The 21,334-nt window shown below is 69.5% G+C and carries 13 protein-coding genes; 6 read left to right on the top strand and 7 right to left on the bottom strand.

The window, feature by feature from the left end; all coding sequences use genetic code 11:
* Nucleotides 1–4: 4 nt before the first annotated feature.
* The gene (locus tag ACFWUR_RS16780) at nucleotides 5–2,539 is read right to left on the bottom strand and encodes an AAA family ATPase (RefSeq protein ID WP_378907821.1); all 2,535 of its coding nucleotides are present in this window, start codon (nucleotides 2,537–2,539) and stop codon (nucleotides 5–7) included.
* A 391-nt stretch (nucleotides 2,540–2,930) separates the two neighbouring features.
* On the opposite strand from ACFWUR_RS16780, the gene ACFWUR_RS16775 reads away from it, so the two are divergent.
* The 5 genes from ACFWUR_RS16775 (at nucleotide 2,931) to ACFWUR_RS16755 (ending at nucleotide 13,222) form a co-directional block, all read left to right on the top strand.
* On the top strand, nucleotides 2,931–5,918 hold the full coding sequence (locus ACFWUR_RS16775; RefSeq protein WP_378907820.1) for a DUF5691 domain-containing protein: 2,988 nt from the start codon (nucleotides 2,931–2,933) through the stop codon (nucleotides 5,916–5,918).
* The gene (locus ACFWUR_RS16770; RefSeq protein WP_378907818.1) at nucleotides 5,915–7,015 is read left to right on the top strand and encodes an AAA family ATPase; all 1,101 of its coding nucleotides are present in this window, start codon (nucleotides 5,915–5,917) and stop codon (nucleotides 7,013–7,015) included. Before ACFWUR_RS16775 ends, ACFWUR_RS16770 begins: the two co-directional genes overlap by 4 nt.
* 46 nt (nucleotides 7,016–7,061) lie before the next feature.
* Nucleotides 7,062–9,644 carry a DUF5682 family protein gene (locus ACFWUR_RS16765; RefSeq protein ID WP_378907816.1) on the top strand — a complete coding sequence of 861 codons (2,583 nt, stop codon included), beginning with the start codon at nucleotides 7,062–7,064 and terminating at the stop codon, nucleotides 9,642–9,644.
* 112 nt (nucleotides 9,645–9,756) lie between these two features.
* Nucleotides 9,757–10,920, top strand: a complete 1,164-nt coding sequence (locus tag ACFWUR_RS16760; protein WP_378907813.1) for a VWA domain-containing protein — start codon at nucleotides 9,757–9,759, stop codon at nucleotides 10,918–10,920.
* A gap of 73 nt (nucleotides 10,921–10,993) precedes the next feature.
* Entirely contained in the window at nucleotides 10,994–13,222 is a 2,229-nt protein-coding gene (locus ACFWUR_RS16755; protein ID WP_378907810.1) for an ADP-ribosylglycohydrolase family protein, read from the top strand.
* A 140-nt stretch (nucleotides 13,223–13,362) separates the two neighbouring features.
* On the opposite strand, the gene ACFWUR_RS16750 is transcribed toward ACFWUR_RS16755, so the two are convergent.
* The 6 genes from ACFWUR_RS16750 to ACFWUR_RS16725 all read right to left on the bottom strand — a co-directional run bounded on the left by ACFWUR_RS16750 (nucleotide 13,363) and on the right by ACFWUR_RS16725 (nucleotide 19,949).
* The gene (locus ACFWUR_RS16750; RefSeq protein WP_378908011.1) at nucleotides 13,363–15,882 is read right to left on the bottom strand and encodes an ABC transporter permease; all 2,520 of its coding nucleotides are present in this window, start codon (nucleotides 15,880–15,882) and stop codon (nucleotides 13,363–13,365) included.
* A 62-nt stretch (nucleotides 15,883–15,944) separates the two neighbouring features.
* Nucleotides 15,945–16,721 carry an ABC transporter ATP-binding protein gene (locus tag ACFWUR_RS16745; protein WP_378907807.1) on the bottom strand — a complete coding sequence of 259 codons (777 nt, stop codon included), beginning with the start codon at nucleotides 16,719–16,721 and terminating at the stop codon, nucleotides 15,945–15,947.
* Between the two features lie 74 nt (nucleotides 16,722–16,795).
* Nucleotides 16,796–17,710: a hydroxymethylglutaryl-CoA lyase gene (locus tag ACFWUR_RS16740; RefSeq protein WP_378907805.1), complete on the bottom strand. Its 915-nt coding sequence runs from the start codon at nucleotides 17,708–17,710 to the stop codon at nucleotides 16,796–16,798.
* The gene (locus ACFWUR_RS16735) at nucleotides 17,707–17,877 is read right to left on the bottom strand and encodes a hypothetical protein (RefSeq protein ID WP_266292705.1); all 171 of its coding nucleotides are present in this window, start codon (nucleotides 17,875–17,877) and stop codon (nucleotides 17,707–17,709) included. Before ACFWUR_RS16735 ends, ACFWUR_RS16740 begins: the two co-directional genes overlap by 4 nt.
* A complete protein-coding gene (locus tag ACFWUR_RS16730; protein WP_378907802.1) occupies nucleotides 17,874–19,085 on the bottom strand; it encodes a CaiB/BaiF CoA transferase family protein in 1,212 nt (403 codons plus the stop codon). The genes ACFWUR_RS16735 and ACFWUR_RS16730 overlap by 4 nt, the downstream gene beginning before the upstream one ends.
* Nucleotides 19,086–19,178: 93 nt before the next feature.
* A complete protein-coding gene (locus ACFWUR_RS16725; RefSeq protein WP_378907799.1) occupies nucleotides 19,179–19,949 on the bottom strand; it encodes a deoxyribonuclease IV in 771 nt (256 codons plus the stop codon).
* A gap of 119 nt (nucleotides 19,950–20,068) precedes the next feature.
* On the opposite strand from ACFWUR_RS16725, the gene ACFWUR_RS16720 reads away from it, so the two are divergent.
* Nucleotides 20,069–21,247 carry a protein kinase gene (locus ACFWUR_RS16720; protein ID WP_378907796.1) on the top strand — a complete coding sequence of 393 codons (1,179 nt, stop codon included), beginning with the start codon at nucleotides 20,069–20,071 and terminating at the stop codon, nucleotides 21,245–21,247.
* Nucleotides 21,248–21,334 lie beyond the last annotated feature (87 nt).

The raw sequence follows: 21,334 nt of genomic DNA, 5'->3' as shown, positions 1-21,334 counted from the left end.
GACCTCACCGAGCCGCTCGTGTTCGCACCGCGGTCGGCTCGTGCGCTCGCAACCAGGTGATGAATCGTTCGGTGTCACTGATCAATTCACGCATCGGGCGGTCGATCGGCACGTGGGCGCCCGCGGTGGCGTCACGCAGGACACCGACGAGCCAGCGTCCGCCCACCGCGCTCAGATGCTTGTTCAGGTCGTCCACGCGGGCGCCGACGCCCATGATGGCGAGGGTGATCATGGCGCGGGTGGTGTGCGCGTTGCGGACGCGCCGTTCCACCTCCCCGTGCTCGAGACCGGCCGCCAGCAGAACTTGTCGCGCCTTCGCCAACCCGGCCGCTTCGATCGCCGAACGGCAGCAGGTCGCGACGAGTTCGTCGGCGATGGCGGCGGGAAGCTGGGGGGTGCGCAGCAGGGATCGAGCGTCGTCGAGGTAGCGCCGAACCGGGTCGCCGGTCACCCTGACCTCGACGATCGAACGCTCGCGCCGCTGCACCTCGAGCACCGTGGCGTCGAGCTGCATGCGGCGCACCGCCTCGGCCAGGCGCTCGTCATGGGTGAACACCACCACCTGCCGCGAGGCCGCCACTTCGGCGAGCACTCCGGCCAGCCCGTCGACTTTCGCGGGGTCCATCGCCTGCACCGGGTCGTCGATCATCACGAACCGGAAAGGGCTGTGCGCCACCGTGGCTCGCGGGAGGAACAGCGACAGTCCGAGCGCGTGCAGCTCCCCCTGGCTCATCACGCCGAGCGCCGCGCCGTCCACCTCGTCGACGGTGACATCGAGCACCACCCGCCGTGCCGTTCCCGCGCTGCCCTGCAACCGGATCGCGCCGAGCTCCACGTTGCTGTGCTGGCGCAGAGTGCTCCACACCCAGCGTGCCGTGGTCTCCAGTGGCCGCATCCGCTCCCCGCGGATCGTCGCCGTCGCCCCCTTGAGCCAGTCGGCCGCCTTCTTCACGACCCGCAGCTCGCTCGCGTGGTCGGCGACGGCGCGGGCGGGGTCGAGCCAGGCGAGAATGCGCGGGACCAGCGGCGACCACACCGCGTCCAGGCGTTCCAGCTCGGCGCGGGTATCTCGTTGCAGTGCACCGAGTTCGGCGGCGAGATCGAGGTGGACTGCATGCAGTCGATCCGGGAGTCGGTGGTCGTAGTCGAGCGAAGCGAGCTCGGCCCACTGCGACCAGAGCTCTCCCACGACCTCGCGCTGTTTGCGCAGCGAATCCGCGCTACCCGGTAGCGAATTGGCGCGACCTGTCTCCGCAGCCGGCCGGGCGGTGGTGGTCGAGCGCCCCTCGGCACGGGCGCCGCGTGCACCGGCCACGCCGAGCTCGATCGGCACACCCTGGACGAGTGCGCGGGCCGCCAGCAGCGCGTTGTCGAACTCCGATCGGGCCGCCTGGAATGCGGCGAGTTCCGCACTGCGGTGGGCGATCTCGATGTCGGCGGACGCGAGCCACGCGGTATCGAGATCGCCACGCCCGCAGACCGGGCAGGGGCACTCGCCACCCGCGGTGACGTGTTCGCGTGCGCGCGTGAGCAATTCGAGAACCCTCAGGTCACCCTCCGCGTCGGCGGTCGCGTAGCGCGCGACCGCCTGCGCGGCTTCGGCGAGCCGATCCGTCGTCGCGGCGACCGCGACCGCGTCGGGCAGGGTGAGCCGCAGAATCGCCCGCAAGCCCTCTGGCCCTTCGATACCGAGAACCGAGTCGGCGACCGCGGCCGCCACCGCGTCGATGTCGGGATCCGGCGCTCGCAGCAGGTCGGCCACGTCGCGGGCGCGTTCGTCGTCGGCCTCGGCGAGTTCGACCAGCAGATCGGCGCGGGACTGGCGCGAATCCTTCACGGCGCGTTCGAGTTCGAGCTTGCGCAATCTGATCTGTTCGGCCGCGGCGGCCAACTCGTCGAGGCCGAGCAGGCGATGCAGGGCATCGAACAGGTCGCTCGGCTTCCCGTCGACGAGCGCGCCGAGCTCGCTGTAGGACAGGAACGGCCGGTACAGATCGAGCCGTTGCCGCCGGCCACGGGGGTCGATCGGGGCTGCCGGTTCGGTCCCGCGCCGCTCGGTCCACCGCGCGTCGGCCAGCTCCGCACTCGCGTCCCAGCTGGTGGCGACCGAGAGCTGCGGCTCCTCGCCCGCGGTGAGCAGCTCGACGTCGATCCGGGCGGTCTCGGGCTCGTGCAGGTTGCGCCACCCCTCGCGCCACGCGGTCGAGCGGCCGTCCCAGCGCCGATTCCCACCGGTCAACGCGAATTCCGCCGCCTCGGCGAAACTCGACTTGCCGCTACCGTTGCGACCGACCACCAGCGTGAGGCCCGGCCCGGGGTTCAATCGCAGCGTCGCCGCGGGCCCGATCCCCCGGAAGCCCTGCACGGTGATCGACCGCAGAAAGACCCCGGTATCACCGGAATCCGTTGCGGCCGAGTCACCGTCGACAGCTGCGAGCGCGGCAAGCACGCATTCGGCGACCCGTTCCTCCACTGCCGGGTCGGCGGCGAGCTCGCGCGCGACCACCTCGGCGATCCGATCCGAGCACACTGGCGACATCCCCCTTCGCGTCGGCGCGCAACGCGGCGATCCTGGTGGAAACGCTACCCGATCGCCGGATGTTCGCCCAGGGGATGCGCGGGGCCCCAGCGAATCTGCCCGCGGAGGTGGAATGGCCATCGCGGCGCCACGGCGGGACCTCGATGTCCACCCCTCGCCCACCCCGGCGGGCAGCTCGATGAGGTGTTCACACCCGCGTTACGCTGCGTCGGGCAGCACGGGCGGTCCGGGCGGTGCCGAACAAGTCAGAATGCCAGACATTGCGGTCCACGGCAAGGGCTGGGGTGCGAAATTCCCACAGCACCAGCATTTTCCACGCGACCGGCCCTCGGCACCGCTAGTTGTCGGTGGGTTGCGGTAGATATTCGGCGAACAGAGAACGGGGGAACCGATGACCGAGCAACGCACGCCGTGGACCGAAGACCAGGTCCGCGCGCTCGCGCCCGATGCGAGCTCGCTGGCTGCCGCCCGCAAGCTGGCCGGTCGCTGGCGCGAGACCGGCACCGCGGGTAACGCGGTGTGGGGGCTGTGTCAGGGCAGCGGCGCCAAGCCGTACCAGGCGATCGTCGACCTGGACGGGCCCGCGTACAAGTGTTCGTGCCCGAGCCGCAAGTTCCCCTGTAAGCACACACTGTCGCTGTTGCTCACGTGGTCGAGCGGCCAGGCGCCCGCACGCGATGCCCCCGCCGATTTCGCGGCCGAGTGGTTGGCCGGGCGGGCCGCGAAAGCCGCCGCGCCACCGAAGCCGAAGACCGCGAGCGCGCCGTCGCAGGCCACCGTCGAGCAACGGCGAACCCGCGTCACCGCCGGGCTCACCGAACTGGAGATCTGGCTCACCGACCAGATCCGGACCGGCCTGGCCCAGACCGACCGATCCTTCGCCGCCTACGAGGCGATCGCGGCCCGGATGGTCGACGCCCAAGCGCCCCGAATCGCCGAGACCCTGCGGCGGTTGCCCTCCGCGGTGGTCACCACCGAACACTGGCCCGAACTGCTGTTGCGCGAGTACGCCCGCCTGCACCTGCTGGTGCTGGCCCATCGCGGGCTCGACGCACTGCCCGAGCCGTGGCAAGCGGGCGTCCGAACCCATGTCGGCTACCCGACAACGGCCGAGTCGGTCCTGACCGAGCCCGCGGTGCGGGACCGCTGGCTGGTGCTCGGCATGCGGGTGAGCGAAGAGGAGCGACTGCACACCCGCCGTACCTGGCTGCGCGGCCGCGCCGGCGGACGATGGGCCCTGCTCATCGAGCATTCCTTCGGCACCCCGAATTTCACCGGCGAAGTGCCCGCACCCGGCAGCGAAGTAGACGCCGAACTGCACTACTACCCCGGCGCCGTGGCCCTGCGCGCGCACTGGGGCACCCGCCACGGCGTACCCGAACCCTTCACCACCGTCCCCGCTGTCGGCGGCACCACGATCGACGACGCCTTGGACGCCTACGCCACCGCGTTGAGCGAGGATCCGTGGCTGCGCGCCTGGCCCGCGCTGCTCGCCGACGTCGTGCCGGTGCCCGACGAGAACGGATGGCTGCTCGTCGCGTCCGACGGCAGCGCGCTGCCACTGCCCGCGGGCGCGCGCCCCTGGCGGCTGATCGCCGTCGCGGGCGGTCACCCGGTGACAGTGTGCGGCGAATGGCGAGCCGACGGCTTCGACCCGATCTCGGTGTTGCACGCGGGCGAGGTGAGCGACCTGGACACCGAGTTCCCCATCGAAACCACCCCGTCCCCCGCGCTGGCCGAACTCGTCTCGGTAGCCCTGCTCGGCACCGCGCGCCGCAGCGCCGACGGCGTCCACCTCGACTCCGCGGTCGCCGCCGCCGTACCCCAGCACGCGAGCGAACCGGCCACCCGCCTGCTCCACACCGCCGCACTCCAAGACCTCTACCTCCGTGGCGGACAGCTCCCCCGGACGGCATCGAGACCCGAACCCGCCCTCGACGATCCACGCCGCCTTCTGCCACGGCCCGCGGCCGACCGCCTCAGTCGTCTACTCGCGGACAAATCCCCGTTCCTGCCCGAATGGTTCGCCGCGGCGACACCGTTCGACTTCAGACTCCCCGACGTGCTGTGCGTTCAAGCGCTGTCCGCCGCCTCCGACAGTGCGCTGCGAGCGCCGCTCCTTCGCCTGGCCGGGCGCCGTGGGCGCTGGCTCGCCGCACGCAACCCGGCGTGGGCGAAACTGGTGGACGAATTCCCGGGCGAGAAACAACCGATTTCGCACGCGGTGGGCATCGACGCCGACCCCCACATCGATACGGTCGCAGCCCCTGGCGCGGGCAGCGGGCCGAGCCCCGATACCGGCTCGGGTTCCAGCACGGGCACGGGCACGGGCAAGGATCCGGCCCACGATGTATGGCTGTTCGGCACAGCGGGAGAGCGCAAGGACTGGTTCGCGCGTACTCGTCGGGCGAATCCGGATGCGGCCCTCGCCCTGCTGTCGGCGGCGTGGCCGAAGGAGTCGGGGCCCGTCAAAGCGGAGCTGCTGGCATTGCTCGCCGATGGGCTCAACCCGGCCGACGAAGCCCTGCTCGAGCGGGCCCTCGATGATCGGCGCGGCGATGTGCGACGCACCGCCACCACGCTGCTGAACAAGCTCCCCGGCGCCGCCTTCGGGCAGCGGATGGCCGCGCTGATCGGATCGTGGATTCAGGTGCGCGCCGACGGCACCGTCGAGGTGACAGTGCCCGCGGAGCTCGACGCGCAGGCCCGGCGCGACGGCATCACCGACGCGACCGATCAAGCGAAACTGCGCTGGGACACCCCTGATTCGACGATCACCACCCTGCACCAGGCGGTCGCCGCGACTCCGCTCACCGCCTGGGCCCCGATCGTGGGCTCCACCGGCGCGGATGCCGCGACCACCGCGCTGAGCCTGACCCTGCCACCCCGCTATGCCAAGGCGATCGTGGACGGCTGGGTCGACGCCACGCTCGCCCAGCACGACACCGTCTGGGCCCGTGCGCTGTTCGCTCACGCGACCCCGACCGAGCAGGCCGTGCTCCGGCGGCGGGAACTGTTCACCCTGCTCGACCCCGCCGACCGGATCGAGCACGTGCTCGACCTCGACGCACACCAACTCAACGAACTACACGCGATCCTGCCCGGCCTCGATCACCCGTGGCCGGAACCCGTCGCCACCCATGTGCTCCGGCTGCTCGGTGAGCGCGCCCGCACCACCGCCCGCCAGCCGCACGCAGGCGCGGGCGTGTACACCGATCGGGCGCTGCTCACCGCGGCGAGCGTGCATCTGCCTGTCGACCTGGCCACGCGGATCACCGCGCTCGCCGACACCACCGATGATCCTGCCTGGCAACAGGCTTTCCACCGACTCGCCCACGATCTCACCGATCGCGCCACCATGCTCGAGGAGCTGCGTTGACCACCACCGAACCGTCCACCACCCTGCTGCGTCCCCACGCCGAACAGGCCTTCGCCGACGAATTGGCGGCCCTGGCCCGCGTCGACGACCGCGTCCGTCCGCCGTCCTGGAAACTGTCGCCGTGGGCGGTGGTCACCTATGTCCTCGGTGGCACCCTCGACGACGGCACCGTGATCACCCCCAAATACGTGGGTCCACGCAGGCTGATGGAGGTCGCGGTCGCCACCCTCGCCACCGACCGCGCGCTGCTGCTGCTCGGGGTGCCGGGCACGGCGAAAACCTGGGTCTCCGAGCACCTTTCGGCGGCGATCAGTGGCGAGTCGACCCTGCTCGTACAGGGCACCTCCGGTACCGCGGAAGAGGCGATCCGCTACGGCTGGAACTACGCCCGTCTACTCGCGGAGGGGCCGAGCGACGCCGCCCTGGTCGCGTCCCCGGTGATGACCGCCATGCGCACCGGCGCCATCGCCCGCATCGAAGAGCTCACCCGCATCCCCTCGGATGTGCAGGACGCGCTGATCACCATCCTGTCCGAGAAGACCCTGCCCGTTCCCGAGCTCGGCGGAGAAGTGCAGGCGGCCAAGGGTTTCAACGTCATCGCCACCGCCAACGATCGCGACCGCGGCGTGAACGACCTCTCCTCGGCGCTGCGCCGACGCTTCAACACCGTCGTGCTGCCGCTGCCGGCCGACGAGGATGCCGAGGTCGCCATCGTCAGCCGTCGCGTCGAACAGCTCGGTGCCGCACTGGAATTGCCGACCGTGCCCGCCGCCGCCGAGGAAGTGCGCCGCGTGGTGCGGGTCTTCCGCGAACTGCGCTCCGGCATCACCGCCGACGGTCGCACCAAACTCAAGTCCCCTTCGGGCACGCTGTCCACCGCGGAGGCGATCTCGGTGATCACCAACGGTCTCGCCCTGTCCGCACACTTCGGCGACGGTGTGCTGCGCGCCTCCGACATCGCGGGCGCCGTGCTCGGCTCGGTGATCAAAGACCCGGTGGCCGACACCGTGATCTGGACCGAATACCTCGAGGCCGTGGTCCGGGAACGCCCCGACTGGGCCGACTTCTACCGAGCCTGCCGCGAAATCGCCGGCTGACACCCACCGCCGGGGAGGACGGAACACAGCACACATGGGGTTTTCGATGAGTCAGCGCAACAAGCCGGCCCGCCCGACCACCGGAGAGACCACACCGGCCGACCCGGCAGGCGATGCGGACAACCGCAGGCGCTCCGGTGCGGCCACCGGCACAGACCTGGACGCAGGAACTCTCACCGAGCTGCGAGAGGGCAGCGCGAGCACAAAAGCCGATGCGGCCGAGCTGAATTCAGATGTGTGGGCGAGTCCGAGTACGAGCGCCAGTGCGCGTCTGCGTACGGGCGCGGGCGCGGGAACGGCGAGTGATCCTGTGGTCAGCGGGGAAGCGGTGACGCGGGTCTTCGGCATCCGTCACCACGGGCCGGGATCGGCGCGCTCGCTGCGCCACGCGCTGGAGGAGTTCCGTCCCGACGCCATACTCATCGAAGGGCCGTCCGACGCGGATCCGCTCGTCGGGTTCGTCGCCGCCGACACGATGACCCCACCGGTCGCGCTGCTCGCCTACGTGCCGGATTCGCCTGCCCGTGCGGCGTTCTGGCCGTTCGCTGTGTTCTCGCCCGAGTGGCAGGCCATGCGTTACGGCGTCGATCACGCCGTCCCGGTCCGCTTCTGCGATCTCCCTGCCACCAACGTCCTCGCCGCCGACGACGACACTCGCGGCGGCGGCTCCGATCCGCTGGCCGCCCTCGCCTCGGCCGCGGGGTATGACGATGCCGAGCGCTGGTGGGACGCCGTGGTCGAGACAGTTCCCGACAGTGCCGCGTTCGACGCGATCACCGAAGCCATGGCCGCGCTCCGTGAGGATGCCCCGCACTCCGCATCGGAGCCGGCAGCACAGCCCGACACTGCGGACCCGACACAAACACCGTTGTCGGCCACCGAAATCGGATCACCGGCAGCGCCGGATCGACGGCATCCCTCGATCGCGCCGCTGCTCGTCGACCAGCACACCTTGGTCCGCGAGGCGCATATGCGACAGGTGATGCGCCACGTGCTCAAGGGCGGGGCGAAGAGAGTGGCCGTGGTGTGCGGCGCGTGGCATGCGCCCGCGCTGGCAGGCCCGCTCGGCCCGGCCGCGCCGGATATGCGGCTGCTCAAGGGATTGCCGAAGACGAAGGCGGCGCTGACCTGGGTGCCGTGGACGCATTCGCGACTGGCAGCGGGCTCGGGATACGGCGCGGGCGTCACCTCACCCGGCTGGTACCACCATCTGTTCACCGAGACCGAGCGGCCGGTGGCGCGCTGGCTGACCAAGGTCGCCGGGGTGCTGCGCGGGCACGATCTGCCGGTGTCGAGCGCGCACATCATCGAGGCGGTGCGGCTGGCGGATACCCTCGCGGCGTTGCGCGGCCGGCCACTGGCGGGATTGTCCGAGGTCACCGAGGCGGTGCGGTCGGTGATGTGTGGTGGCGACGAGACCGTGCTGCGACTGGTGGTCGATGAACTCGTCGTCGGCGAAACGCTCGGCGGCGTCCCCGAGGACACCCCCACGGTCCCCTTGGCCGCCGATCTGCGGGCACGCAGCAGAACCCTTCGGCTCAAGCAGGAGGCTCTTGCCCGCACCCTCGACCTGGACCTGCGCAAGGAACGCGACGTCGAACGCTCGCATCTGTTGCACCGTCTGCGCCTGCTCGGGATCGGTTGGGGAACTCCGACGACCGGTGAGATCCGCAGCACCGGCACCTTCCGCGAGACCTGGACACTGCGCTGGGAACCGGAATTCGAGGTGCGCATCGTCGAAGCCGCGGTGTGGGGCACGACCCTGCGCACCGCGGCGGAATCGAAGATCCTCGACACCGCGAGCCGGGACGGCGTCACCGTCACCGCCTTGGCCGACGCACTGGAAATGGCCCTGCTCGCCGACTTGGGCGGCGCCACCGACGGCTTGATCACCAGGCTCGAAGCCGCCGCCGCCCTCGATCACGACGTCACCCACCTGCTCGGCGCCCTCCCCGGCCTGACCCGCACGCTGCGCTACGGCGATGTCCGCGGCACCGACACCAAGGCACTGACCCACGTCGCCGACGGCCTGCTGGTGCGGATCTGCGCGGGCCTGCCCGGCGCCGTCACCGGCCTCGACACCGATGCCGCGCAGGCCCTGCGCCTGCAGATCGACGCCGCGCACACCGCCATCAGCACCCGCGACGACGAGCACGCCGGCACCGAGTGGCTGGCGACCCTGCAGCGCATCGCCGACCGTGACGATGTGCACGGCGCGATCGGCGGCCGCGCGGTGCGTCTGCTCTGCGACGCCGAACGCATCGACGACGCCGACTCCGCGCGCCGCCTCGCCGCCGCCCTGTCCATCGGCAACACCCCCGCCGCCAAAGCCGCCTGGATCGACGGCTTCCTCGGCGGCCGTGGGCTACTGCTCGTCCACGACCGAGAGCTGTTGCGCCGCATCGACGAATGGCTGCGCGACCTCAACGAAGACCAGTTCGTCGCGACCCTGCCGCTGTTGCGCCGCACCTTCGGCTCCTTCGAATCCGGCGAACGCCGAGCCATCAGCCAGGCACTGCGGGACACCGGCACGGCGCCGACCACCGCGTCCACTCCCACCGCGATCGACCCGGTGCGCGGCCAGTTGGCTCTTCGAGCCGCCGCCGCCATCCTCGGTGCCGGCGGATGACCACGCCGAACAGCCACGCGAGCGAGCGCCACACCCACTCGGGTCTGCGCCGAGTCGGCACCCGGCTCGCGTCAGGACATCACGAATCCTCGCTCGATCACCAGGAGCACCCATGACCGAACCCGATGAAACCCAGTCGCGCCGTTGGCGTCTCGTGCTCGGCACCGCCGCCGAGGAACAACTCGGCGGCCTGTCCTCCGGCGCCGACCAGGCGATGGACCAGGCACTGTCCGCCCTCTACAACACCGGGGAAGCCGGCGGGTCGCCGAAAAGATCTGGCGGACTGGGCGGTTCGGCGCCCCGAGTGGCGCGCTGGCTCGGCGACATCCGCAGCTACTTCCCCGCGACCGTGGTCGAGGTGATGCAGCGCGACGCCGTGGAGCGCCTGAACCTCACCCAACTGCTGTTGGAGCCCGAGCTTCTGGAATCGGTAGAACCCGACGTGCACCTGGTGGGCACGCTGCTCGGACTCAACCGGGTGATGCCCGAAACCACCAAGGCCACCGCGCGAATGGTGGTCGAGAAGGTGGTGCGCGAGATCGAGCAGCGCATCGCCGCCAAGACCGTGGCCGCAGTTTCGGGCGCGATCAACCGGGCCGCCCGCACCCATCGCCCGAAGCTGCGCGATATCGATTTCAACCGGACCATTCGCAAGAATCTCGCCAACTACCTGCCCGAACACCGCACCATCGTGCCCGAACGGCTCGTCGGATACGGCCGCAAGTCGCAGTCGATCCAGCGTGATGTGGTCCTGGCCATCGATCAATCCGGTTCGATGGCGGCCAGCGTCGTCTACGCGTCGGTCTTCGGTGCGGTCCTCGCCTCCATGCGGTCGCTGAAGACCTCGCTGGTCGTGTTCGACACCGAGATCGTCGACCTCACCGACCAGCTCAGCGACCCGGTCGACGTCCTGTTCGGCACCCAGCTCGGCGGCGGCACCGACATCAATCGCGCCATCGCCTACTCGCAAACGCTGATCACCCGCCCCACCGACAGCCTGTTCGTGCTCATCTCCGATCTCTACGAGGGTGGCGTGCGCAACGAGATGCTGCGCCGCTGCCACGCGATGAAGGAAGCGGGCGTCCAAGTGGTCGTGCTGCTCGCCCTCTCCGACGAAGGCGCACCCGCCTACGACCACGACAACGCGGCAGCACTGGCAGCTCTCGGCATCCCCGCTTTCGCCTGCACCCCCGACAAATTCCCCGACCTGCTCGCCACCGCCCTCGACCGTGGCGACATCACCCGCTGGGCCGACACCAACGCCCCGGCGGTGTAACTGAGACCAGGAGCGCATCGCGTCCGGGCCAACTAGGCTGCCAACGATCGGGTTCGGTGGACGGGGTGAGGCGATGTTGCGGCGCGGGGCGGTGTTCGCCGGTTTCGTCATCGAGCGTGAGCTGGGGCGCGGCGGGATGGGCGCGGTGTACGCGGCGAGGGACCGCAGGCTGCCACGGCTGACCGCGTTGAAATTGATGCACCGTGACCTGTTCGCCGACTTCGAGATCCGCGCCAGGTTCGAACGCGAAGCCGACCTCGTGGCCCAGCTCGATCACCCGAACATCATCACCGTCTACGACCGTGGCATCGACGAGGAACGTCTCTGGATATCCATGCAGTTCGTGGACGGTGTCGATGCCTCGGCGGTTCCGGCGCCGCAATTCGGGAGCGAGCGGATCGCCCAGATCGTCACCCAGACCGCGAGCGCCCTCGACTACGCCCACCGCCAGGGCGTTCTGCACCGAGACGTGAAGCCCGCCAACATCCTGTTGTCACACACCGCGGGAGTCGGCGCGGGCTTCGACGAACGAGTCGTGTTGACCGACTTCGGCATCGCGAAACTTCTCGACGACACCGGCGGGCTCACCCGCACCGGCCAGTTCACCGCCACCATCGCCTACGCCTCCCCCGAACAACTCAGCAGCGCCCCGCTCGACGGCCGCGGCGACCAATATTCGCTGGCCTGCACGGTATTCCGACTCCTCACCGGCACCGGCCCGTTCGACGCGCCCAACCCCGCCACCGTCATGCTCGGCCACCTCAACGCCCCGCCACCCGCGGCGAGCACCCGCCGCGCCAGCCTCCCCACCGCGGTGGACGCGGTCCTGTCCAAGGCCATGGCCAAGGACCCCGCCCACCGCTTCCCCACCTGTATCGCGTTCGCCACTGCCCTCACCGAGGCCCTCCGCCGACGCCCGACCTCCGGCGCCGCGCCGCACGGATCCCCGAGTCGGCCGAATGCCGGACGCCACGATCCGACCGCTGTCGGCCACCCCGCGACCGAGCCCGAAAGTCTCGTCGCCGTAGACAGTCGCGGCATCGACGCCGCCCGCGAGGCCCGGTCGGCCGAGGAACCGACCGCACACGCCCTCGCACCGACGCGGACATCGAGCTCCGATCCTGCGCGGCGGACCAGGGACGTCGTCGCGACGGCCGCACCGATCTGGCTCAACGCCGTGCACGGCTGCCTCCTCGGCGGCGCGATCGGTGATGCGCTCGGAGCGCCGGTGGAAACCCTGTCGCTGCAACAGATTCGCGACGAGCACGGACATCTCGGGGTGGGTGACGACGCCGATCATCTGCGGATCTCGGAGGAGACGCAGTTGACGGCGTTCACGGTGGAGGCTTTGATCCGAGGCTCCGTGCGTGCACGGGCGAAGGGAATCGGCGGGGCGACATTGGGTTTACTGCAGCAGGGGATGCTGGTGTGGTTGCGCGGGCAGGTACGCGATGTGCCCGATCAGCCGATCACCCTCCACAGCTCACTCGCCGACCATGCCGAACTGACCGAACAGCGCGGCGTGGCGGTCTCGGTGTACACCGCGCTGCGCGAGGCGGCCGAGCGCCGGGATCCGACGAATCCGATGGGCACCCGTGACCGGCCGATCAACAATTCCAAGGGCAGTGGCGCGGTGATGCGGGCCTCGCCGTGCGGATTCGGTTACGCCGCGGATCGTGGCGGCTCTGCGCTCACAGCCATCTTCGAACTGGGATGTGACGCGGCCGCACTCACCCACGGCCACCCCAGCGGCTGGCTCCCCGCAGGCACCCTCGCCGCACTTGTGTACCAGGCCAGTCGCGGCGTCGACACCATGACCGCACTCGACCGGGCTCGCGCCGAACTGGCGAGCTATCCACACCACGAGGAAACCTCGGCCGCACTCGAAGCGGCGATCTCGCTTGCCGCCCACACCTCCAGGCCAGGACGCAAGCCCCAGCCCGAGGACCTCGAAATTCTCGGCCAGGGTTGGATCGCCCCTGAAGCCCTCGCCATCGCCGTCTTCGCTGTGCTGGCCGCGGAGTCCGTCGGCGGGCCCGCCCACCTCATCGTCCGCAACGGACTCCTGTTGTCGGTCAACCATTCCGGGGACAGCGACGCCACCGGTTCGATCGCGGGCAGCCTGCTCGGCGCGCGCTACGGTCGCCCTGCCCTTCCCCATCGCTGGTCGCACACCGTCGATGCTCGCCCTGTGCTCGACCGGCTCGCCGCCGATTACTGCGCCGAATTCGGCCTCACCCCACCACAAGACGACCACGGGCATCCGACGCAGGCCTGGATCGACCGCTACCCCATCGTCTGAACACGGCGACGCCCAACCTGCGCTGCCTGTAGTCGGCGGCCGTCTACGAACACGATCTCGGCTCGAGGGCAGATCCTCGCCTCGGAACGCACTCGGCCCCCGATGGAATGTCCACCGGGGGCCGAGAGTGGTCGCGACTCTTACAGATCCGCGATAGCCGCCAACGGCGGCGTCCGCGCGGCCCGCACACCCGGCCACACCGCGGCCAGCACGCCCACCACACCGGAGGCGACCAGCACGATCACCAGCTGCGACCACGGAATGGTGATCTGGTCGATGCCCATATCGCGCAGCGTGCGCAGGAATCCGACGCCGAGCGCGATGCCGAGCACCAGCCCGACGATCGCGCCGAAGATCGCGATCAGCATGGACTCCAGGTAGATCGTGCGCCGCACCTGCGCCCGCTGGGTGCCCACCGCACGCAGCATGCCGATCTCGCGTCGGCGCTCCACCACCGACAGTGCCAGGGTGTTGATGATGCCGAGCACCGCGATCACCACGGCCAACGCGAGCAGCCCGTAGAGGATGGCGAGCAGGGTGTTGATCTGCTGGCCTTGGGCGCCCTTGAACTGTTCGTGATCCTGCACCTGCACCACCACGAACGGTTCGGTGGCCTTTTCCAGATTCGCCCGCATCGCGGTCAGGTCGACGCCGGGCGCGGCCTTGACCAGCACGAAGACGTTGGTACGCAAGCTCTGCGGCATCAACTGCTCATAGACACCGGGATCGACCACCATGGGGCCGAGCAGCGGTGTGTTCGCGTAGATGCCCGCGACCGTGAGCTCGAGCGCCTTGTTGTCGAGGCTGGTGATGGCGATCTTGTCGCCGAGTTTCCATCCACGATCGGCGGCCTCGGTCTCGTCGACGAGCACACCGCCGGTGGGAATCGTGCTCGTGCCGCTGATCATGTCGACGTCCATCACCGGATCGATCGGTCCGTCCGGTGAGGTGGCGCCGATCTGATCTTCGCCGACCTTGAACGCGACGACCCGGATCCCGGTGACATCGCTGATCCCCGGCACCTGGGTGCGCACGGCGTCGACCGCGCCGATCGGCGCACCGATCATCTGCGGCCCGGCGAGCACGTATTCGGCTTTCACGCCCTTGTCGATGAGCACGCCGACACTGGTCTTCGCCGAAGCGCCGAGAATGCCGATCGCCGAGACCAACATCAAGCCCAGCGTGAGCGCGAACGCGGTGGCCGCGGTGCGACGCGGATTACGGGTGGCGTTGTTGCGCGCCATCTGCCCGATCGCACCGAACGGCCTGGTGAGCACCCCGAGTACGAGCACCATCGGCCGCGACAACGCCGGCGACGCCAGCAGCACCGCCAGAATCAACCCGAGCGCTCCGACACCGACGGTCACCGCCGAGCCCTTGCCGGTGCCCTGCGCGCCGACGTACACGAGCACACCACCGGCCACGGCCATGACCGCGCCGACGATCGTCCGCAGCCGCAAAGAGTCACCGGCACTGGCAAATTCGGAGCGCATCGCCTCCACCGGCGGCACCTTCGCGGCCCGTTGAGCGGGCGCGTAGGCACTGGCCACGGTGACGATCAGACCCACGAGCAGCGCGACGATCGCGGTCCGCGGCAGCACCGTCAGCGACCCGGTGGGCAGACCGAGGTCGAACGCGTTGAGCATCGCCGACAACCCGTAGGCCAACCCGATACCGGCCGCGAGCCCGAGCACACTTCCGATCAACCCGATCACGACGGCCTCACCGACCACCGACCGTCCGACCTGCTGGCGGCTCGCCCCGATCGCGCGCAGCAGCGCGAGTTCGCGTAGACGCTGAGCCACGATCATCGAGAAGGTGTTGTAGATGATGAACGTGCCGACGATCAGCGCGATCGCGCCGAAGGCGAGCAGGAAGTAGTTGATGAATGTGAGCGCCTCGGAGATCTCCTTCTTCATGTCCTCGCGGACCTCGTCGGAGTTCTGCACCTTGTAATTCGGCAGCGCGGCGGCGAGCTCGTCGCGCAGGTCGTCGGCCGAAACACCGGGTGCCGCGGCGATATCGGCGTAGGCGACGTGCGAGCCGTCGGTGAACAGTGTGCGGCCCTGCGGTTCGGTGAACATCACCGCGACCACACCGCCGCCCTCCGCGCCGGGCATCTCGTAGATGCCGGACAGGGTCACGTCGAAGGGTTCGCCTTTGGACGGGATCAGCACCTTGGTCTTGTCGCCGACCTCGAGCCCGGCTTTCTCGGCGCCACCGGAGTTGAGCGCGATCTCGTTCGGCTGGGTGGGCGCGGCACCTGCCACGAACTTGTTGGGCGCCTCGACCGCCTTCTCCGGCGGCAGGTAGGACAGCCCGAAACTGGGTGCGCCACCGGTCTGTACTGCCTTCTTACCGTCGGGCTCGAGCAGTACGACCGGGCCGTTCACCGCGGGGGCGACCCGGGCGACACCCTCGTACTTGGCCAGCGCGTCGACGATGTTGGTCGGCACACCGAGTGATTGACGATCCGACGGGCCGACGCGCACGTCCACGCCCTGGGCCTGGCCTTCGAAGATGCCGTCGAAGGTGCGCTGCAGGGTGTCGGTGAAGACGAACGAACCGGAGATGAAGGCGGTGCCGAGCACCACCGACAGCAGGGTCAAGGCCAACCGCACCTTGTGCGCGGCGAGGTTGCGCAAGGCGACCTTGCGCATCGGATTGCCCCCACCCGTCACCCGGCCGCCACCACTGCTCGAATCGCTTCGCGATGTTGTGCTCACTTGTTTTCCAGCGCCTTCATCCGGTCGAGGATCGAATCCTGGGTGGGCTCGCGCAGCTCGTCGACGATGCGACCGTCGGCGAGGAACACGACGCGGTCGGCGTAGGCGGCCGCGCGCGGGTCATGGGTGACGATCACGACGGTCTGGTTGAACTCGTCGACCGAGGCGCGCAGGATCGACAGCACCTCGCCCGAGGAATGCGAGTCCAGGTTGCCGGTCGGTTCGTCACCGAAGATGATCTCCGGTTTGCCCACCAGCGCCCGCGCACACGCCACGCGCTGCTGCTGCCCACCGGACAGCTCCGAGGGTCGGTGCTCGAGGCGATCGCCGAGGCCCAGTCGCTTGACCACGGTGTCGAGCCATTCCTGGTCGGGCTTGCGACCCGCGATATCGAGCGGCAGGGTGATGTTCTCCAGCGCGGTGAGCGTCGGAACCAGGTTGAACGCCTGGAAGACGAATCCGATCCGGTCACGTCGCAACGCCGTCATCTGCTTGTCGGACAGGCCGGTGAGCGCGGTGTCGCCGATGCGCACGTTGCCCGAACTGGCGCTGTCGAGCCCCGCCAGGCAGTGCATCAGCGTCGACTTACCCGAGCCCGACGGACCCATGATCGCGGTGAATTCGCCCTTCGCGAAGCTGGCCGACACCCCGTCCAAGGCCTTGACCTGCGTGTCTCCCGATCCGTACAGCTTGACCAGATCCAGGGCTTCGGCCGCGATATCGGTGGCGGCCGCCGCGTCGACGGCCTCGGTCCCCATGGCGTGCGATGTCATGCTGTCCAGTCTGGCTGGCAGGACACCACCGCGCCATCCGGGATCCCCCCGATACCGCAGGTCTTACCGACCTCTCAGTGAACGACCCACTCGAACGCCTGCGCCCGCGACCGCGCGCCTTCCAGCGCGCGGGAGCGATTGGGTTCGCCCAGATCGGCGAGGAGTTCTTCGGTGAGGCCGACCAACTGGGCCAGCGAGGCCGGGGTGAACCAGTCGGGTCGGGTGGCGAACAGGATGTCCTCGGAGGCGGTGTTGCCGCTGGCGCCGGGGGCGAAGGGACAGCCGCCGAGTCCGCCCAACGCGCCGTCGACCATGGTGGCGCCCGCGGCGACGGCGGCCAGGGTGTTGGCCACGCCCATGCCCCAGGTGTCGTGACCGTGGAAGACGATGCGGCGCGACGGGGTGGACTCACGGACGGCGGTGACCAACGCGCTCACCTGGCCGGGGTGGGCTTGGCCGAGGGTGTCGGCGAGGACGATGTCGGCGGCGCCGTCGGTGCGCGGGTCGTTCGCGATGGCGAGCACCCGGTCCGGATCGACCGGGCCGTCGAACGGGCAGGTGAACGTCGTGGCCAGGCACAGCTGGATCTGGCCGCCCGCCTGCTGGGCGAGGCGGATCGCATCGGGCATCGCGGCCACCGAGGTCTCGGTATCGCGCCCGATATTGGCCTTGTTGTGGGCGTCGGACACCGACAAGCAGTACTGGAAATTGCGCGCACCGGCCGCCGCGGCTTTCTCGACGTGGCGCGGCGTCGCCACCCACACCCAGCATTTCGCCAGTTCATCGGGAGTGAGCGCCGCGATCAACTCGAGCGAATTGGCCATCGGCGCGACAAGGTCCGGTCGCGCCATCGAGCCGATCTCGAGAGCGGGCACCCCGGCGGCCAGCAACCTGCGCACCACGTCGACCTTCTGCCGCACCGGCAGCACCTTGCCGGTGAGTTGCAAACCGTCGCGCAACGTCACATCCCGCAACAGCGGTGCGGTCACCGCCGCTGCTCCGGTTCCTGGGCGGGCACGCACATCACGCCACCGCACGGCTTGTCGCCCACGCTGGCCGGGGTGGGATGGACGGTCGGACGCACATGTCCCGGGCCGCGCGGCTCCCACTTGTTGCGCACCGGCGGGCGACGCCTGCCGTGTACTCGCCTCGTCACAGTGCCTCCAGCGCGTCGATCTGATCTTCACTCATCCCGAGCAACCCGCCGAGCACTTCCCTGGTGTGCTCGCCGAGGTCGGGGCCGACATTGCGGATCGGCAGCGATGCGCCCCCGATCACCGGGACGATGCCGCCGAAACCCACCTGTTTGGGTTCGGCCTCGCCCACGTCGACGGGGAACATCTGGATCATATTGCGTGCGCGGTACTGCTCGTCGGCCACGATGTCGGCGGCGGTGTAGATCGGACCGCATGGGATGGCGGCGTCGTCGAGCAGTTTCAGCGCTTCCGCGCGGGTGTGCTGGATCGACCATTCCGCGATCGCGGCGTCGAGGCGTTCGCGGTGGCGCCAGCGGCCGTTGTTGTCGGCGAGCTCGGGGTCGGCGGCGAGGTCGGGACGACCGATGACCTGCATGTACCGCTGGAAGATGGCATCGCCGTTGCCGCCGATGATGATGCTGAAACCGTCGCTGGTCGGGTAGGCGTTCGAGGGTGCGATGCCTTCCATCCGGCCACCGACGCGCTCCCGGGTGATGCCGTAGGCGAGGTGGTCGGGGATCAGCGATTCCATCACCGACAGGATCGACTCGTTGAGCGCGACGTCGATGATCCGCTCCACCTGCGGCACCGGACCGGCGACCCGTTCGCGCTGGAACAACGCCATCACGGTCCCGAACGCCGCGTAGATGCCCGCGATCGAATCACCGATCGACACCCCGGTGCGCACCGGGGGCCGATCGGGGTCTCCCACCAGCTCACGCAGGCCACCGACCGCCTCCGCGACCGCGGCGAACCCCGGCCGCGCGGCCATCGGACCGGTCTGCCCGTAGGCCGAGATCCGCGTGATCACCAGCTTCGGGTTCGCCTGCTCTAGCGCCTCGGGCCCGAGCCCCCATTTCTCGAGCATCCCCGGCCGGAAGTTCTCCAGCAGCACGTCGCACTGCTTCACCAGATCGAGCACGATCGCACGGCCCGCGTCGGTCCGCAGATCCAGCACGATCGATTTCTTGTTGCGGTTGACGGTGCGATACAGCATCGAGGTGTCACCGCCGTACAGCCGCCAGTTGCGCAATTCATCGCCCGTACCAGGGCGTTCCACCTTGATCACCTCGGCACCGAAATCGCCGAGAATACGTCCGGCAGTGGGAGCGGCAACATAGTTACCGAGTTCCAGGACGCGAACACCGTCCAACGGCCGAATACTCATGCAGGCAGTATCGCAGTGCGACCCTCGGTGACGCCCGGCACATGCGGGCCCAACGCCGAACCGATAGTTCAGCCGACGAGGAGTTCCGCTTCCTCAGCCGAGGTTTTCCCGCAGGTAGGCCAGATCCTCGGCGACACCGTCGGCGGGCGTCTCCAAGATGACCGGCGCCCCGGCGGTACGGCAGACCTCGGCCAGCAGTTGCGGATCGATCGTGCCGTCGGCGAAATTCGCGTGCCGGTCGGCGCCGGAATCGAACTCGTCGCGCGAGGAGTTCAGGTGCACGAGATCGATGCGCCCGGTGATGGCCTTGATCCGCTCGACCACCCCGACCAATTCCTCACCGCCCGCCCACGCGTGACAGGTGTCGAGACAGAATCCGGCACCGTAGTCTCCGACCGCGTCCCACAACCGCGCGATCGAATCGAAATGCCTGGCCATCGCGTGATTGCCACCGGCGGTGTTCTCGATCAGGATCGGCACCGCGAATCCGCCCTTGTCCTGCTGGCGTTCGAACAGCTTGCGCCAGTTGTCGATTCCGGTGTCGAGCTCGGCGTCGGAGCGAACGTGCCCACCGTGCACGACCAGCCCGAACGCGCCGAGATCGGCCGCCGCCTTCGCCTGCTGGGCCACCGCGTTGCGCGAGGGCATCCGCAGCCGGTTGTTCAGGCTCGCCACATTGATCTGATACGACGAGTGCACCACGACATCGATCGGACTGGCCAGAATGTCGGCGGCCTTGGGATGCGGCTGGGGTTTGTCCCAACTCTGCGGATCGACCACGAACAGCTGGACGACCTCGGCACCGAGCTTCTCGGCGAAGCCGATCGGATCGCTCTCGTCGCGAACGTGTGCTCCAATGCGCATAGTTGCCACCCTAATATCAGGCACCGACAACTTCGCGCATGATGTTGCACGGCGGTGGCTTCGGGAGATACATCGGTAGAATTTCAACGGGTGCTCTGCCCTGGAGGGGGTGACTTCGCGTGTTGCGCAAAGGCGACGTGTTCGCCGGGTACACGATCCGGCGCGTGCTCGGCCAGGGCGGGATGGGCGTGGTCTACCTGGCCAGGCACCCGCGTCTGCCCCGGCTCACCGCGCTGAAACTGCTCAGCCGCGAGCTGTCGGCCGACGAGGAGATCCGGCGCCGCTTCGAACGGGAAGCCGATCTGGTCGCCCAGCTCGAGCACCCCAACATCGTCAATGTCTACGACCGCGGCACCGACGACGACCAGCTGTGGATCTCCATGCAGTTCGTGGCGGGCACCGATGTCGCGACCGCCGATGTGAACGTACTGACACCGGGCCGGGCCGTGCAGATCGTCGCCGAGACCGCCACCGCACTGGATTTCGCGCACGCGAGCGGCGTGCTGCACCGCGACGTGAAACCGGCGAACATCCTGCTCGCCAAGCCGCCGATCGGGCGCCCCGAACGCGTGGTGCTCACCGACTTCGGCATCGCGGCGGTGCGCGACAGCGAGACCACCCTGACCTCGGCGGGCACCATCACCGCCACCCTGGCCTATGCCGCGCCCGAACACCTGACGGGCGCGCCGCTGGATCATCGCGCCGATCAGTACTCGCTGGCCTGCACCCTGTTCTGGATGCTGACCGGCTCGGTGCCCTTCCCCGGACCGAGCCCTGGGGCGGTGATCCAGGCGCACTTGAGCAAGCCCCTTCCGCCGCTGCGCAGCCTGCGTCCCGATCTGCCCGTCACCCTCGACGCGGTGCTGGCCAGGGCTACCGCCAAACGGGTCGAAGCCCGTTTCGACAGCTGTGCCGAGTTCGCCATGGCGGCCAGAGCCGCGCTGTTCGCGGTGCCGGGACCGTGGCATCACCAGCAGCAGTACAGCCCGGTCGGCGTCGTGCTGCGCGCCCGCGAGCCCTATCCGCAGGCACCGGTCCATCCCCGGCCGCCGACACCGGCGCAGCCCTACCGCCACGCGCCCCCGCCGACCACACCCGCGCGTGCGCACCCGCACGCGCAGCCACACACCCCGCCGACCACGCCCGCGCAGCCGCACCCCCATGCGCCGCGGCCGTCGACCGGTGGCCAGGCCGTCGGGCCGCGACGTGGCACCCCCCGTCCCGGCACCATCGACTTCCCCGGTGGCCGTAACCATCCCGGCTATATCGTGCCGCCCCAGCAGCGGCGTCCGCCGTGATCGTGGCAGCCGTCGACGGCATGGCCGACTGATAAGGTTTCGTTGATTTTCCCGTGGCGGGCAACCTCGGCCGCGGCTTTTATGCTG

The organism is Nocardia sp. NPDC058633 (genome assembly GCF_042717045.1).
In the GTDB taxonomy this organism is placed as follows: domain Bacteria; phylum Actinomycetota; class Actinomycetes; order Mycobacteriales; family Mycobacteriaceae; genus Nocardia.
The sequence above is the reverse complement of the archived record's forward strand: the minus strand, read 5'-3'. Positions and strand labels throughout refer to the sequence as shown.

Bases quoted from the DNA above. Each gene is read 5' to 3' on its own strand.
- ACFWUR_RS16780 (WP_378907821.1), bottom strand. From the start codon at position 2,539: ATGTCGCCAGTGTGCTCGGATCGGATCGCCGAGGTGGTCGCGCGCGAG.
- ACFWUR_RS16775 (WP_378907820.1), top strand. From the start codon at position 2,931: ATGACCGAGCAACGCACGCCGTGGACCGAAGACCAGGTCCGCGCGCTC.
- ACFWUR_RS16765 (WP_378907816.1), top strand. From the start codon at position 7,062: ATGAGTCAGCGCAACAAGCCGGCCCGCCCGACCACCGGAGAGACCACA.
- ACFWUR_RS16760 (WP_378907813.1), top strand. From the start codon at position 9,757: ATGACCGAACCCGATGAAACCCAGTCGCGCCGTTGGCGTCTCGTGCTC.
- ACFWUR_RS16755 (WP_378907810.1), top strand. From the start codon at position 10,994: ATGTTGCGGCGCGGGGCGGTGTTCGCCGGTTTCGTCATCGAGCGTGAG.
- ACFWUR_RS16750 (WP_378908011.1), bottom strand. From the start codon at position 15,882: ATGCGCAAGGTCGCCTTGCGCAACCTCGCCGCGCACAAGGTGCGGTTG.
- ACFWUR_RS16745 (WP_378907807.1), bottom strand. From the start codon at position 16,721: ATGACATCGCACGCCATGGGGACCGAGGCCGTCGACGCGGCGGCCGCC.
- ACFWUR_RS16730 (WP_378907802.1), bottom strand. From the start codon at position 19,085: ATGAGTATTCGGCCGTTGGACGGTGTTCGCGTCCTGGAACTCGGTAAC.
- ACFWUR_RS16725 (WP_378907799.1), bottom strand. From the start codon at position 19,949: ATGCGCATTGGAGCACACGTTCGCGACGAGAGCGATCCGATCGGCTTC.